Source organism: Rhizobium sp. 01N48, assembly GCF_056399145.1.
Genome location: NZ_JBFTQT010000002.1, coordinates 487,744 through 502,144, shown reverse-complemented (window position 1 = coordinate 502,144; position 14,401 = coordinate 487,744). Strand labels below are relative to the sequence as shown.

Sequence of the window (14,401 nt, the reverse complement as noted above, 5' to 3'; positions counted from 1 at the left end):
TCGCAGCGAGTCCGCTCCACCCCAGAAATGGTTTAGGCCCAGAAACAGTTCGGGCCGGCGTGGACATCATGTCCGCGCCGACCCGTTGTTCGAAAGACCGACTTTACTCGCCGGGAACGATCGACGCGCTGTTGCCGTGAGCCGCTTGCAGGCTATCCGCAGGCTTCGGCGCCTTCCAGGCGATCAGGCGGTAGAACATCGGAATGAAGAAGGTCGCGATGAACGTTGCCGCGAGCATGCCTCCGATAACGCCCGTACCGATGGCGTGACGGCTGGCCGAGCCCGCACCCGTGCTGACGGCCAGCGGCACGACACCCAGGATGAATGCCAGCGACGTCATGACGATCGGGCGGAAACGCAGGCGGGCGGCTTCGATCGCAGCCTCGCCGGCCGTCAGTCCCTCCTGGCGCTTCAAAACGGCAAACTCGACGATGAGGATGGCGTTCTTGGCGGCCAGACCGATCAGCGTGACCATACCGATCTGGAAGTAGACGTCGTTTGTCAGCCCGCGCAGCATCGTTGCTAGCAACGCACCAAAGAGCGCGAACGGGATGGCGGTTATAACTGCCAACGGCAGCGTCCACTTCTCGTACTGCGCGGCAAGGATCAGGAACACCATGATAATGCCGAAGAGCATAGCTTGCGTTCCAGCGCCCCCCGTTGCCAGTTCCTGGTAGGCCGAGCCTGTCCAGGCGATCTGGTAGCTCGCGGGCAAGGTCTCGTTGGCAACCTCCTGCAATGCGCGGATGGCGTCACCCGACGTATAGCCGGGAGCCGGGTTACCGGTGACTTTGGCCGAGTTGAACGCGTTGAAGCGTTCGACCTGGTCCGGACCGATAATGCGGGTAACCTTCACCAGCGCATCCAGCGGGATCATGTTGCCATTGGTCGAGCGGACGAACACTTGGCGGAGATCGTCAGGCGATTGGCGGAAAGCCGATTCCGACTGCAGATTGACCTGATAGTTGCGGCCGTAGAGTGTGAAGTCGTTGACATAGAGGCTACCGAACGTCGCCTGCATGGCATCGAAGACCGTGTTGATCGGCACGTCGAGCGCCTTTGCCTTCTCGCGATCGAGATCCGCGTGGTATTGCGGAACGCTAGCATCGAAAGTGGTGCGCACGGCAGTCAGCTCGGGGCGCTTGGAAGCCGCAGCCACGAGAGCATTGGCCTGTTCGGCAAGGTTCGCGATACCGTTGCCGCCACGGTCCTGAACATAGGCTTCGAAGCCACCCGTGGTGCTCAAGCCCTGGATCGGCGGTGGATTGAAGGCGAGAACCATCCCGTCCTTGATGCCGCTATTGGCACCGATGATCGGCCCGGCCATGTTTCGGGCGTCCAGGGCCGCCGTCGTGCGCTCCTTCCAGTCATCGAGAATGATGAAGGAGACACCGGCACTGCTCTTGATGCCGCCGGCGAGGATATCGAAGCCGGAAACCGCAAAGACGTCATGAACGCCCTCGAGCCTGGAGGTGTTTTCGACCACTTGGTTCATGACAGCTTCGGTGCGCGGAAGCGCTGCGGCCGGTGGCAAGATTGCGATCTGCAGTACCCAGCCCTGGTCTTCGTCGGGAACGAGCGATCCCGGAATGGAGTAGAAGAGATAGCCTGTCGCACCGAGCAAGGCGCCAACCAGCACAAGTCCGATGGCAAAACGCTTGACAAAGAAGCGAACTCCCGCCGTGTAGCCCGACGTCAAGCGCTCAAAGGCGCGATTGAAGACGCGAAACGGCAGCGCCGGTTCGTGATGACCTGGCTTCAGGATCAGGCCACAGAGAGCGGGCGTCAGCGTCAGAGCGACGATGCCCGATAGGATCACGGAGATCGCGATCGTGACGGCGAACTGCTTGTACATCTGGCCCGCAAGCCCGCCCATGAAGGAGACGGGGATAAAGACCGAGCAGAGCACGAGCACGATGGCAACGACCGGTCCGGTCACTTCGCCCATTGCCTTGATCGCCGCGTCTTTGGGGGACAACTTGTCCACCGTCATCAAGCGTTCAACATTCTCAAGAACCACGATCGCGTCATCCACGACGATACCGATCGCCAGCACCAGGCCGAAGAGTGTCAAGAGGTTGATCGAGAACCCAAGCAGGTACATGCCCGCGAAGGTACCAATGATCGAGATCGGAACTGCGATCACCGGGATGAGCGTCGCTCGCCAGTTCTGCAGGAACAGGTACACCACGATGACGACAAGCGCGATCGCTTCGAAGAAGGTGTGGATGACTTCCTCGATCGAGACCTGAATGAACTTCGTCGTATCGTAGGGGATGCGATAGTCAATCCCATCGGGGAAGGACTTCTTCAGTTCCGCCAGGCGCGTTGAGAGCTCGTGCATCGTGTTTAGCGCGTTGGCGCCCGGCTGCAAGTAGATCGCGATCGGAACTGCCGGCGTACCGTTGAGGCTGCTCTGCACCGCGTAGCTTTTGGTGCCAAGTTCGATGCGCGCTACATCCTTCAACCTGAGCGTCGCCGCGTTGCTGGTCGAGCGCAGGATGATGTTTCCGAAGGCTTCCGGATCCGTCAAGCGGCCTTGTGTCGAGACGCTGTAGGTAAAGGGCTGGCCGGTTGCGCTCGGTTGATCTCCAAAACGACCGGCGGCGAACTGCGAGTTCTGTTCCTGGATGGCTGTCGACACGTCGCTCGGCGTTAGGCCGTACTGCGCCATCTTGTCCGGCCGCAGCCAGACGCGCATCGAATAGTCGATATCACCCAGAACGTTGACGTCGCCAATGCCGGGAAGACGCTTCAGGTCGTCGATGACGTTCAAGAGCGCGTAGTTGCCGACATAGGCGCGGTCATATTGCGCGTTGTTGGAGAACATCGCCACGAAGGCAAGAATGGAATTCGAGCGCTTAGCGACAACGACACCCTGACGGGTGACTTCCTGCGGCAAGGTCGAGGTCGCACGCTGGACACGATTGTTGACATTGATCGCGGCCTGGTCCGGGTCGGTGCCAAGCGCGAATGTCACCGTGATCTGCATGGTGCCGCTGTTGGAGTTCGTCGATTGCATGTAGAGCATGTTTTCGACGCCGTTGATTTGTTGCTCGAGCGGCGCCGCAACGGTCTGTGCGACCGTCTCGGCGCTGGCGCCGGGATAGCTCGCAGTCACAACGACCTGCGGCGGTACAAGCTCGGGATACTGTGCAATCGGCAGGGCCCGCAGGGCCAAAAGACCCGCCAGAACAATGACGATGGAAATGACCGCCGCGAAGACCGGACGGTCGATAAAGAACCTATTACCCATCAGTTTGACGCCGTCTCTTTCGTATCCTTGCCACCGTCGGCCGCGGCGGCTTCAGCCGTCGCGTTGACGGCCGAACCCGGCCGCACCTTGATGACGCCCTCGGTAATCAGCTGGTCACCGGCCTCGAGACCCGAGTTGACGATCCAGTTGCTGCCGACTTTCTGGCCGAGTGTAACCGCATTGATCTTTGCCTTGCCGTCCTTGCCGACGGTGTAGACGAATTGACCCTGCGGCCCCTGCAACAGCGCCACCTCGGGGATGACGATCGCGTCATCGGCGGTCACGCCGCTTACTGTGGCGCGTACGAACTGGCCGGGGATCAGCTGGCGATCCGGATTGTCGATGATCGCACGGGCTTGGATAGTGCCCGTGTTGACGTCAACGGTCGCGGACGTGAAGTCGACAACGCCTTCGTGGTCGTAGGTCGAACCGTCGCCGAATGTCAGCTTGACGCGCAGCTTCTGTTCCTGGCCCTTGCTCTTCATCAGATCGATGAGATGGCGGACTTCGCGCGCCTCGGAATCCGAGAAAGAGAAGTTGACGTAGACAGGGTCCAGCTGGGTGATGTTGGTCAGCAAGCTTGAATCAGTGCTGATCAGGCTGCCTTCGGACATCTGCTCAAGGCTCGTGATGCCGCTGATCGGAGCAGTCACCTTGGTATAGCCGAGATTGAGCCCGGCGGTCGTGACCTGGGCCTGAGCGGAGGCGACGGCCGCCTCGGCGAGCTCGCGCGCCGAAATCGCATCATCGCGGCTCTTTTGGCTGCCGACATTCTGGTCAAAGAGACTGATGTTGCGCTTCTCCTCGCGGATGCCCTGATTGAGCTGCGCCTGCGCCTGTTTGAGCCCGGCCTGTGCCTGCATCAGTGCGGCTTCATAGGGCGCGGGATCGATGAGAAATAGTACATCGCCCGCCTTGACCTGGGCGCCCTCGACGAAGTTGCGCTTCAACAGGATGCCGCTCACGCGGGCGCGGACCTCCGTCTGGCGAAACGCCGAGACACGCGCGGCGTATTCGTAGCTCAGCGGTACAGAGCTGGCGGCAACTTTCACGGTCGTAACGGACGGAGGAGGCGGGGAAGCAGCCTGCTGGGCCATTGCCACGGAGGACATGAATATTGATACAGCCGCCACAAGCACGCCGCTGCGAACGGTGGAAAAACGCCGCTGATTTGTATTTTGCACTATAGTCGCCTTTACTTGGGCTCGATTCACCGAGCAACCTGGTTCCCTCCTCCCCTTGGCTCCTCCGCCAAGCTTTATTCCGGTTTGAAAATTGGCCAGCGAGGTTCCACCCGCAAGCAACCAAACGAATTTCGCTTGTCGCTCGCCTTGCCTCGAAGAACCTGCGCACGTCGATCAGGAAACAGCCGGCATTTTGCCTCTGCTTCCGGTTTCTTGTTTTATATCCCGTATTTAACAGCCAACCTGAGCGGAGCTCGGTCTTAGTGTCTACCTAACAGCTCGGTCCGAACATGTTAAGATGGCCAAATCAGCATAGGGCTATAAAGCACGTTCATGAATGGCTCTCCGCCGGCAGCAAGCGCGGAGTCGCCGGGTGGTTTCCGGGGCACTCAAATAGAAGCCATGCCATCATAAACCTACTCTAAAGTATCTTTTTATCTTTGTTATTAGCCGAACCTAAATTCGCCATATCTGCGCAGGCAAAGGCCGAGCATAGCCGCTTGAGTGGCGACGTATCGACGCAAGCAACTTTTTGTGTTCACTCCCCATCGCCATCACTCCGATGACGCGCAAATTAACGATTGGTTAACCATATCCGTCGTTTAGAATGATTAACGGCCGTCTGGTCGTTGATTCGAAGTCCGGGCGCCAAAATTGCGCCGGATACGGGGAAATACGATTGCGGCGATCGGAAACATGGGTTTGCTAAGATTGATGGCCCTTGCTGGGTTGGCTGGTCTTGCTGCCAGCTGCACATCGACTGGAAATATCAGACAACCGAGCGCCGCTGAAACAATTGCGAGCGAGAAGGCGCTTGTCCTGCCGCCCCCCGGCGGGCCGTCGATCGTGAGCGTAGTGGAGCAGAAGCGCGGCAATGGCGTCGATCAGTCGATTTCGCTGTTCACCTCGTCCTCGGTCCCCGGCCAGAACTTCCTGAAGGTGCAGTTTCTCGGCGGGCGCGGCGAAAATCCTGGTGCCGGCAACTCATCCTATAAAATGGTCAATGAGAGCGCCATTGGACGCGAGATGGCCGCCTCCATCCCCGGCGTGCGGATGGCACGCTCGGCGACCTTCCTGCAAAACAGCTACGGCCCCTTCGGCTACGCCTCCGGCACCAGCCGCAGCGGCGATACCTGCGTCTATGGATGGCAGCAGATCCGGTCCAGCCGCTCCGCCCAGACACAGGCCCGCAATTTCGGCATGATCCAGGTTCGCCTGCGCCTGTGTGACGCGCGCGCGACCGAGCGTCAGTTGCTGGGTGTGATGTACGGATATACCGTTATCGGCACGTTCAACGGCGAAATCTGGAACCCTTACGGCATGACGCAAGGGGGCGACCCCCCCATCGGGCGGCCGGGAAACCCGATCTATCCCGACGAAGGCGGTTATCGCTCCACACCGATGCCGATCGGCTACGAACCGGCGCCGACGCAGACCTTCTCGCGCCCAGCGCCGGTGCGCCGCGCAGCGGTTCGCCCTGCCGCCACGGCACCGGCGGCGCTGACTTTGCCGCCGGCGATCGGCCCGCGCGTGCCGGGACCCGACCTTTCCGAAAACGTGCCACAGGCTCCGATGGGTGCACCCACGTTGCCCAATGCGTCCGCGCGCCAGCACGCCTCGCAACAGACGATGACAGCGACCGGCGTGAACGTGCCGTCGCCGGAATGCATCGGCAACACGGCGGCAAGTGCCGCCTGCCAGAGATGACGATCAGCTAGGCCGGCACAGGAAACGGTGCCCGGCGCAATGCCTTTGAAGGAAAGCCGATGCATAAGGCCCGCAGCATCTTGATCTGGGCAGTGGTTGCGATCTGTGTGGTCGCACTGGTGACCCTGCCGGTGAATTTGCAGGCGCAGCTGATCGCCAGCATTACCGTGGTCGCCGTGATGGCGATCATCAAGGGCTTGAAGGGTGAAGGCACATGGCGCCTGATCGCGCTCGCCTTCGGTACGGCGATCGTCATGCGCTATGTCTATTGGCGAACGACCAACACATTGCCCCCGGTCAACCAGCCTGAAAACTTCATTCCCGGCCTGCTGCTCTATCTCGCAGAAATGTATAGCGTCGCCATGCTGGCGCTCAGCCTCTTCATCGTCGCGACACCCTTGCCGCCTCGTCCTTCGCGCGTGGGAAAGCTCCAGCGTTTTCCGCACGTCGACGTCTTCGTGCCCACCTATAACGAAGATTCCCACCTTCTCGCCAACACACTCTCGGCCGCCAAGGCGATGGACTATCCGGCGGACAAGCTGACCGTCTGGCTGCTTGACGACGGCGGGACCGTGCAGAAGCGCAACTCGAACAAGCTGCTCGAGGCGCAGGCAGCCGTCGCGCGCCACAACGAACTCAAGCAGCTCTGCGAGGAAATCGGCGTCCGCTATCTCACGCGCGAACGCAACGAGCATGCGAAAGCCGGCAATCTGAACAATGGTATGCAGCATTCGACCGGCGAACTGATCGCGGTTTTCGATGCCGACCACGCACCTGCGCGCGACTTCCTGCTTGAGACCGTCGGCTATTTCGACGACGATCCGAAGCTTTTCCTGGTCCAGACGCCGCACTTCTTCATCAATCCCGATCCGCTGGAGCGCAATCTGCGCACCTTCGACAACATGCCGAGCGAGAACGAGATGTTCTACGGCATCATCCAGCGCGGGCTCGACAAATGGAACGCGGCCTTCTTCTGCGGCTCTGCGGCGGTTCTCAGCCGCAAGGCGCTGGAATCGCAGAACGGTTTCAGCGGCATCAGCATCACCGAAGACTGCGAGACAGCACTTGCACTTCACGGAAGCGGCTGGAACAGCATCTATGTCGACAAGCCGCTGATTGCCGGCCTGCAGCCGGCGACGTTTGCGAGCTTCATCGGCCAGCGCAGCCGCTGGGCGCAGGGCATGATGCAGATCCTCAGGTTCCGCTTTCCGCTGCTCAAGCGCGGGCTGACGATCCCGCAGCGCTTCTGCTACATGTCGTCGACGCTCTTCTGGCTGTTCCCCTTCCCGCGCACGGTCTTCCTGTTTGCGCCGCTGTTCTATCTCTTCTTCGACCTGGAAATCTTCACCGCCTCCGGCGGCGAGTTCCTGGCCTATACCCTCGCCTACATGCTCGTGAACCTCATCATGCAGAACTACCTCTACGGTTCGTTCCGCTGGCCGTGGATTTCCGAGCTCTACGAGTATGTGCAGACGGTGCACCTGCTGCCGGCGGTGATTTCGGTCATGCTCAACCCGCGAAAGCCGACATTCAAGGTGACAGCGAAGGACGAGTCGATCGCCGTCAGCCGGCTGTCGGAAATCAGCCGCCCTTTCTTCGTCATCTTCGCGGTGCAGATCATCGCGCTGATCGTCACCATCTACCGCATCTATACCGAGCCCTATAAGGCCGACGTCACGCTCGTCGTCGGCGGCTGGAACCTGATCAACCTGATCATGGCCGGCTGTGCGCTCGGCGTCGTGTCGGAACGCGGCGAACGCGCTTCGTCGCGCCGCGTGCGCGTCAACCGTCGCGCGGAGTTCGGCATCAACGGCAAGTGGTACACGGCGTCCATCGAGGACGTGTCGGTGCACGGCGCCCGCCTGCATGTGTTCGACAAGCAGCTGGAGCAGTCCTTGGTCGGCGTCGAAGGCGAAGTTCGCTTCCGTCCGTTCAGCGGCGCCGATCTCGAAACGCTACCGCTCGTGGTGCGCAACATTCAGCCGACGGACGGACTGCTTGCGGTGGGCTGCCAGTATGTCCCGAAGAGCGCGCTGGACCACCGGCTTATCGCCGACCTGATGTTTGCGAACTCGGCGCAGTGGACGCAATTCCAGGAAGGCCGTCGCCGCAATCCGGGCCTGATCCGCGGAACGATCTGGTTCGTCGGTCTTGCGTTTTATCAAACGAGCCGCGGCCTGGTCTATTTCTTCCGCAGTATGCGGCCGGAGCGTGAAGAGCAGCGGCAAGTCTCGAAGGTGAATGGCTGATGCGGAAGATCGCCACATCCCTCGGTTTCCTGTTTGCCGCCACGGCTCTCGCCTATGCGCAGACAACGCCCTTCGACATGACTGGCGAACGTCCGCCCGAGGCAACGCCAGCGGTGCCACGCTTGACGATTCCGGCGACGCCTCCCGCTTCCGCTCCAACAACAACGCCGGCGCCGACGGTCGCAACGCAGCCGCCCGCGACACCCGCACCCGCCGCCCCACCGGCAGCCGTTACGCCTCTGCAGCCTTTCGCCGTCACTCCCGCGACACCGACGGCGCAACAGCCGGCATCGCCGCCAGCGCAGACGGATGCACCTGCCACGCAGCCAAGATCAGCACCGCCGCCGCCACCAGCAGGGCAGGCTGCGACACCAGCAGCACAGCCGCCGCAGAAACCGGTAACCGAAACGGCGTCCGCTCCCCTGCCTCCCGGCACATCGCGCCGCTATGTGGTGCCCTTCTCAAAGCTTGGGCTGGACGGCGAATATGACCGCAAGTCGTGGTCTGTCTACCTGACACCGGAGCAGGCCGCGGCGCAGGCGACCTTCAACTTCACCTACCAGAATGCCATCGTCGTCGCGCCCGAGAGCTCGCAATTCACGATACTGATCAACAACAGGGTGATTGGAGAGCAACCCGTCGGCTCGCCCGATGGAGCTTCGACCGTATCTTTGAGCATCCCGCCGCGCCTGCTGCAGCCCGGTGCCAACCTGTTGACGATCGAGGCGAAGCAGCGCCATCGTACCGATTGCAGCGTGCAATCGACGTATGAGCTCTGGTCGGACATCGACCCATCGCAGACCTATTTGAGCTTTGTCGGCGAAGAGGCCGCAAAATTCTCGAGCACCGATGCAATCCGCGCGATCGGCGTCGACGGCGCCGGCCAAACCGCGTTCAACTTCGTCGTTCCCGCGCTCGAGCAGCCGGGAACAACAAAACCACTTCTGAGGCTGGTGCAGGGTTTGTCGGTCCTCAGCGGCATGCCGAACCAGACCATGTCGTTTACAAGCGGCTCCCTGCCCGCCTCGTCTCCTGGCCGGATGACGGTCGTGGTCGGCACGCCCAGCGAATTGCAGCCACTGTTTGCGGTTCCCGTCGCCGCGCAGACTGCTCCTCTTGCAACCTTTGCAACCGATCCACGGTCTGGCCAGACTGTGCTCTTGATTACCGGACCATCCTGGCCGGCGATCGCCACGGCAATAGAAACGATCGTCTCGACAACCGACCGCGCCGTCACCGTACGTCGCGACGCGCTCGCCACGCAGCGCTGGACCGCGCCCGATGCGCCACTGATTTTCGCCGACAAGACGATTTCTTTCTCCCAGTTGGGTGTAAAATCGACCGAGTTCTCAGGACGGCGCTTCCGTACGACCTTCAACATCGCCGTACCGGCCGACTTCTACGCCAACGCCTATGGCGAGGCGACGGTGCTGCTCGACGCCGCCTATACTCAGAATGTGCTGCCGGGCAGCCATATCGACGTCTACGTCAACGGCAACATTGCCTCGACCCTACCAATCACCACGAAGGGCGGCGGCATCTATCGACACCTGCCAATCCGCGTGACGATGCGACACTTCAAGCCCGGCTTGAACTCGGTATCGATCGAGACAATCCTGCAGACGGATGAGGACAATGTGTGCGTGCCGGGCACGGCTGCCGGCGCGGGACCACGCTTTGCGCTTTTCGACACCAGCGAGTTTCACATGCCCGACTTCGCCCGGGTCGGCCAACGCCCCAATCTGGCGGCACTCGCCGGAACGGGTTACCCCTACAGCCGCGCTGCATCTCCGACACCGCTCTTCATCGACCGCGTGGACCCCGACACGCTCTCCGCCACGGCAACCGTGCTCGGCCAGATGGCCTTGATGGCAGGTCGGCCGATCGACGTCGAACCCGCCGCCTCGCCGGGCGCGATCGGCGAACGCGACGCCATGTTCGTCGGCTCCATTTCGCAGATGCCTCAGGCGGTGCTTTCGCAGCTCAACATCGCGACGACCAGCCAGGCGACATGGCGGCCGCTAGCCGCGACGCAGACGACGCCGAGCGAGACCAACGTAATGTTCGACGAATGGCGCTCCAAGGTGAGCGGCGGCGTCTGGCAGGGACAGATTACCTCGTTCCAGGAATGGCTGCGTCGCAACTTTGATATTTCGCTGAGCACGCTGCAGTTCATTCCCGGCGCCGAGCAGGTGTTTACGCCCTCCAACACGAACAGCTTCCTGATCGCGCAAGGCGCGAATACGGCGGGCAACGGGACCTGGACGATCGTGACCGCGCCATCCGCCAAAGATCTCAGGGAAGGTGCTGATGCCATGACGTCACAGCTGAACTGGCCCGAGATCGAGGGACACGTAACAACCTATTCGGCCGTGACCGGCAAGATCGATACTGTCCCGGTCAGCCGTTTCGATTTCATCGCGACGGAGACCTGGACCTTCGCCAACTATCGCCTGATCGCGGCGAACTGGCTCTCGACCAATGTCCTGTCCTACGCGGTGCTGCTCGTTGTGTTGTCGCTGCTGATCGGCGTCGCCACAGCCGGCATGCTTGGCCGACTGGGCCGTCGCGAATGAGGGGGTGGCTGACCATAATGGTGGCGGTCGCGTTCGCATCGCTGCTTGGCTTGCAGCAGCCCGCATCCGCGCAGACGGCGAAGATCGATGCAGCGTCGTGGAGTGCCTACAAGGCAAAGTTCCTCGACCCCACCGGCCGCATCATCGACAATGCCAACGGCAATATCAGCCATAGCGAGGGCCAGGGCTACGGCATGTGGCTCGCCTACCTAGCAAACGACCAGGCCGATTTCGAGCAGATCTGGTACTTTACCCGGACAGAACTGCTGCTGCGCGACGACGGCCTCGCGGTCTGGAAGTGGGACCCATCGGCCAAGCCGCATGTGACCGATGCCAACAACGCATCCGATGGCGACATGCTGATAGCCTATGCCCTGGCGCTGGCGGGATCCGCCTGGAAGAACAACGATTATCTGGAGGCTGCCGCCAAGATCGCGAACGCGCTTCTGGCCCATGCTGTCGTAAAATCGGGGGGGCGAACAATCCTGCTCCCTGGGGTCGAGGGCTTCACCGTTCCCGACCGCAAGGATGGCCCGGTCGTCAATCCCTCCTACTGGATCTACGAAGCCATTCCCGTCATGGCCTTGCTTGCTCCATCCGATGCGTGGGGTTCGCTGACCGAGGACGGTTTGACTTTGCTGCGCTCCATGCAATTCGGACCACGCAAGCTTCCGTCCGATTGGGTGAGCCTTCACCGGCAGCCGCAGCCGGCCGAGGGTTTCGATGTGGAGTTCGGCTACAACGCCATACGTATTCCTCTCTACCTCGCCCGGGCGGGAGTTTCGGACAAGGAACTGCTCTTACGATTGTCCTCGGGAATGACCGCCGGCAATGGTGCGCCGGCAACGATCAACTTGAAAGACGGCCAGCCGAAACAATCACTTGATGACGCTGGTTATCGAATTGTTAACGATGTTGTGGCCTGTGTAGCACAAGGAACGAAGCTGCCCGCGTCGTCCCGGCAGTTCGCGCCATCGCTCTACTATCCATCAACCCTTCAACTCCTGGGGTTGGCCTTCGTCGCGGAGAAACATCCAGAGTGCCTTTGAAATCCTCGCTTGTCGCAGTGTCGGTCGCAGTGGTGGTGGCAGGTCTTGTCACCGCGCTGAAGGATCGCGCCGCCATTCAGGATATGCTCGGCCTCAACCAGCCCGCAGCACCCCAACTAATGCTGATGGGGCGGATCAGTGGGCCTGACAGTCCACCCAAGCAGCCGGCTGACATGCAGTCGATCGCCGAGCAGATACAGGCAACGGCAGGCGCGCAAGCCCCAATCAACGCACAGCCGCAAGGCGAACCCGCCGCCCCGCAGCCAGACGCCGTCGCCCAAGCACAGCCGCAGCCACAACAGCCGGCAGCGCAGAGACCGGCAGCCGCGCCGACAAACCCGCAGCCTGCGGCGCCAAAGGTCGACGAGAGCGCGCTTCGCTATTTCGCGAGCCGTGGCGACAAAGCGAGACTACAGGCCGAGATATCGCGACTTCAGGCACTCTATCCGAACTGGGTTCCGCCGGCGGATCCGCTCGCGGTTCCCCAGAGCGGCGACAAGCAGCTTGAGGCGATGTGGCAGCTCTATTCCGAGGGCCGCTACGCCGAGCTTCGCAAGGCGATCGCCGACCGACAGGGCGCTGAAGCCGGCTGGCAGCCACCAGCCGACCTCCTTGACCGGCTGGACGTCGCGGAAGCGCGTGCACGCCTGGTGAACGCCTCTGATCTGAAACAATATGCGACCGTTGTGCAGATCGGCGCGGCGACGCCAAGCCTGCTCACCTGCGCCGATATCGACGTGCTGTGGCGCGTGGCAGAAGCCTTTGCCCGCACGGACCGTACGCAGCGGGCGCAAGATGCTTATACCTACATTCTGAAGACCTGCACCAACCCGCAGGAGCGTCTGGCGACCATGCAAAAGGCGTCCGGCCTGTTGGCCTACGCGCCGATGCAGGTCCTGCTTGGCCTTGAGCGTCCAGATGGAAACGGCGGTCGGGAGTTCGACAGCATTCGCAACGACCTCGCGCGCAATTTCGTCGCCGCCGGCAACGCCAATCCCGACCTCGCGGTCTCTCCAGATTACCTGACCCTGGTGCAGCGGTTGGCCGAGACGCAGGGGCTGGCTTCCGACAATCTCCTGCTCGGCTGGTATCACCTGCGCCGCGAGAACTATGCAGACGCGGAAAAGTGGTTCCGCGCCGCACGCGCAAAGGAAGATTCCGCCAGCGCTTCGCAGGGCTTGGCACTGGCTCTGATCGCGGAAAAGAAGGAACAGGAAGCCGAAGACGTCATGTACAAGTGGCGCAGCGATTCCAAGGACGCAACCGCAACCTATCTCGCCGCCACCGCCAACCTCATGGCGCTGCAGCCGCCGGCGAATATTCCCGAGGAGGTGCTGAGCCGTATCGCGACCGAGATCATCGCGCAGAAATATGTGCCGACAGCGCAACAATTCGGCTGGTACGCACGCTCGCTCAATCAGCCGCAGACAGCTGCGCGCTGGTTTGAAACGGCGCTGCGCTGGAAACCGGATGACGAACCGTCTGCCTACGGCCTGGTAATCACCCGCGAGCAATTGAATGACCACGGCGGCGTCGCGGAAGTGCAGCGCCTGTGGGCTGGGCGCTCGACGCGCATCGCACAGCTTGGCGAGACTTCAGCGCTGACGCCGCAAGTGCGCGCGCCGCTTCCCGGACCCGGTCAGGCTCCGCAGCTTCAGCAGGTCCAGCCGCAACAGGTTCAGGCGCCGCAGACGCAGACCTACCAGCCGCAAGTGATCGCTGCGCCCGCTCCCGTGGTTGCTGCAGCCACGCCGGCCCAACGCTCGATACCGCGACAGGCAGAGCCGAAACAGCAGGCGTCGCGAACCGCCCCTGCCACGCGGGGGGCGCGTCAAGCTCGCGGATGCTCGACGACCGTCGATGCCCGCCTGCTCGATCCACAAAGCGCGCTGAACCGCGGCTGGTGCCTGATGGACCTGAACCGCCCGATGGAAGCCGTCGAGGCCTTCGAGGCGGCACTCGCCAGCCCCACCCGCAAGGTCCGCGAGGACGCTGCCTATGGCCAGAGCTTGGCCTATCTGCGCGCCGGGCTTTCCAACAATGCCGCGGTCGCGGCAACCAAAGCGCCGCAGACCCGCCAGCGAGCAGCTGAACTGCAGGTTTCCATCCTCGCCGATCGCGCGCTGGCCGCCTTCACCGCGAAGCGCTACCGCGAAGCTCTTGTCTATCTGGACCAACGCGCGCAGTTGCAGCAGGAGCGCATCGATCTGATGGTGCTGCGGGGCTACAGCTACATGAACCTGCAGATGTACGGAGACGCCGAGCGCATCTTCAATGCCGCCGCAGCGGTCGGCAGCAAGGATGGATACCGTGGCCTCGCGGATCTGAAGGATGCGACGCATCCCGAAGGCAAACAATAAGCCTTGTAAATCCCCGTGAT

7 protein-coding genes are annotated in these 14,401 nt (G+C 61.8%); 5 read left to right on the top strand and 2 right to left on the bottom strand.

Features of this window, described 5'->3' with window-relative positions; translation table 11 throughout:
- Positions 1-103: 103 nt before the first annotated feature.
- Together AC1DOG_RS05935 and AC1DOG_RS05930 are read right to left on the bottom strand one after the other, a co-directional pair.
- Positions 104-3,256, bottom strand: a complete 3,153-nt coding sequence (locus AC1DOG_RS05935; RefSeq protein WP_477927053.1) for an efflux RND transporter permease subunit — start codon at positions 3,254-3,256, stop codon at positions 104-106.
- Positions 3,256-4,368: an efflux RND transporter periplasmic adaptor subunit gene (locus AC1DOG_RS05930; protein WP_477927052.1), complete on the bottom strand. Its 1,113-nt coding sequence runs from the start codon at positions 4,366-4,368 to the stop codon at positions 3,256-3,258. Before AC1DOG_RS05930 ends, AC1DOG_RS05935 begins: the two co-directional genes overlap by 1 nt.
- 786 nt (positions 4,369-5,154) lie before the next feature.
- Here AC1DOG_RS05930 and bcsN point away from each other — a divergent pair.
- The 5 genes from bcsN to AC1DOG_RS05905 are packed head-to-tail and all read left to right on the top strand — an operon-like array spanning position 5,155 to position 14,381.
- The gene (gene bcsN, locus AC1DOG_RS05925) at positions 5,155-6,147 is read left to right on the top strand and encodes a cellulose biosynthesis protein BcsN (RefSeq protein ID WP_112943265.1); all 993 of its coding nucleotides are present in this window, start codon (positions 5,155-5,157) and stop codon (positions 6,145-6,147) included.
- A gap of 59 nt (positions 6,148-6,206) precedes the next feature.
- Positions 6,207-8,396, top strand: coding sequence for a UDP-forming cellulose synthase catalytic subunit (gene bcsA, locus AC1DOG_RS05920; RefSeq protein ID WP_112943266.1), 2,190 nt, complete (start codon positions 6,207-6,209; stop codon positions 8,394-8,396).
- Positions 8,396-10,972, top strand: coding sequence for a cellulose biosynthesis cyclic di-GMP-binding regulatory protein BcsB (locus AC1DOG_RS05915; protein WP_112943267.1), 2,577 nt, complete (start codon positions 8,396-8,398; stop codon positions 10,970-10,972). The genes bcsA and AC1DOG_RS05915 overlap by 1 nt, the downstream gene beginning before the upstream one ends.
- On the top strand, positions 10,969-12,021 hold the full coding sequence (locus tag AC1DOG_RS05910; RefSeq protein WP_112943268.1) for a family 8 glycosyl hydrolase: 1,053 nt from the start codon (positions 10,969-10,971) through the stop codon (positions 12,019-12,021). The genes AC1DOG_RS05915 and AC1DOG_RS05910 overlap by 4 nt, the downstream gene beginning before the upstream one ends.
- Complete coding sequence (locus AC1DOG_RS05905; RefSeq protein ID WP_112943269.1) at positions 12,018-14,381, top strand: tetratricopeptide repeat protein; 2,364 nt, start codon at positions 12,018-12,020, stop codon at positions 14,379-14,381. The genes AC1DOG_RS05910 and AC1DOG_RS05905 overlap by 4 nt, the downstream gene beginning before the upstream one ends.
- Positions 14,382-14,401 lie beyond the last annotated feature (20 nt).

What these genes read in the sequence shown, in the direction of transcription:
- AC1DOG_RS05935 (WP_477927053.1), bottom strand. Translation starts at nt 3,256, where the DNA reads ATGGGTAATAGGTTCTTTATCGACCGTCCGGTCTTCGCGGCGGTCATT.
- AC1DOG_RS05915 (WP_112943267.1), top strand. Translation starts at nt 8,396, where the DNA reads ATGCGGAAGATCGCCACATCCCTCGGTTTCCTGTTTGCCGCCACGGCT.
- AC1DOG_RS05930 (WP_477927052.1), bottom strand. Translation starts at nt 4,368, where the DNA reads ATGTCCTCCGTGGCAATGGCCCAGCAGGCTGCTTCCCCGCCTCCTCCG.
- AC1DOG_RS05910 (WP_112943268.1), top strand. Translation starts at nt 10,969, where the DNA reads ATGAGGGGGTGGCTGACCATAATGGTGGCGGTCGCGTTCGCATCGCTG.
- bcsN (WP_112943265.1), top strand. Translation starts at nt 5,155, where the DNA reads ATGGCCCTTGCTGGGTTGGCTGGTCTTGCTGCCAGCTGCACATCGACT.
- bcsA (WP_112943266.1), top strand. Translation starts at nt 6,207, where the DNA reads ATGCATAAGGCCCGCAGCATCTTGATCTGGGCAGTGGTTGCGATCTGT.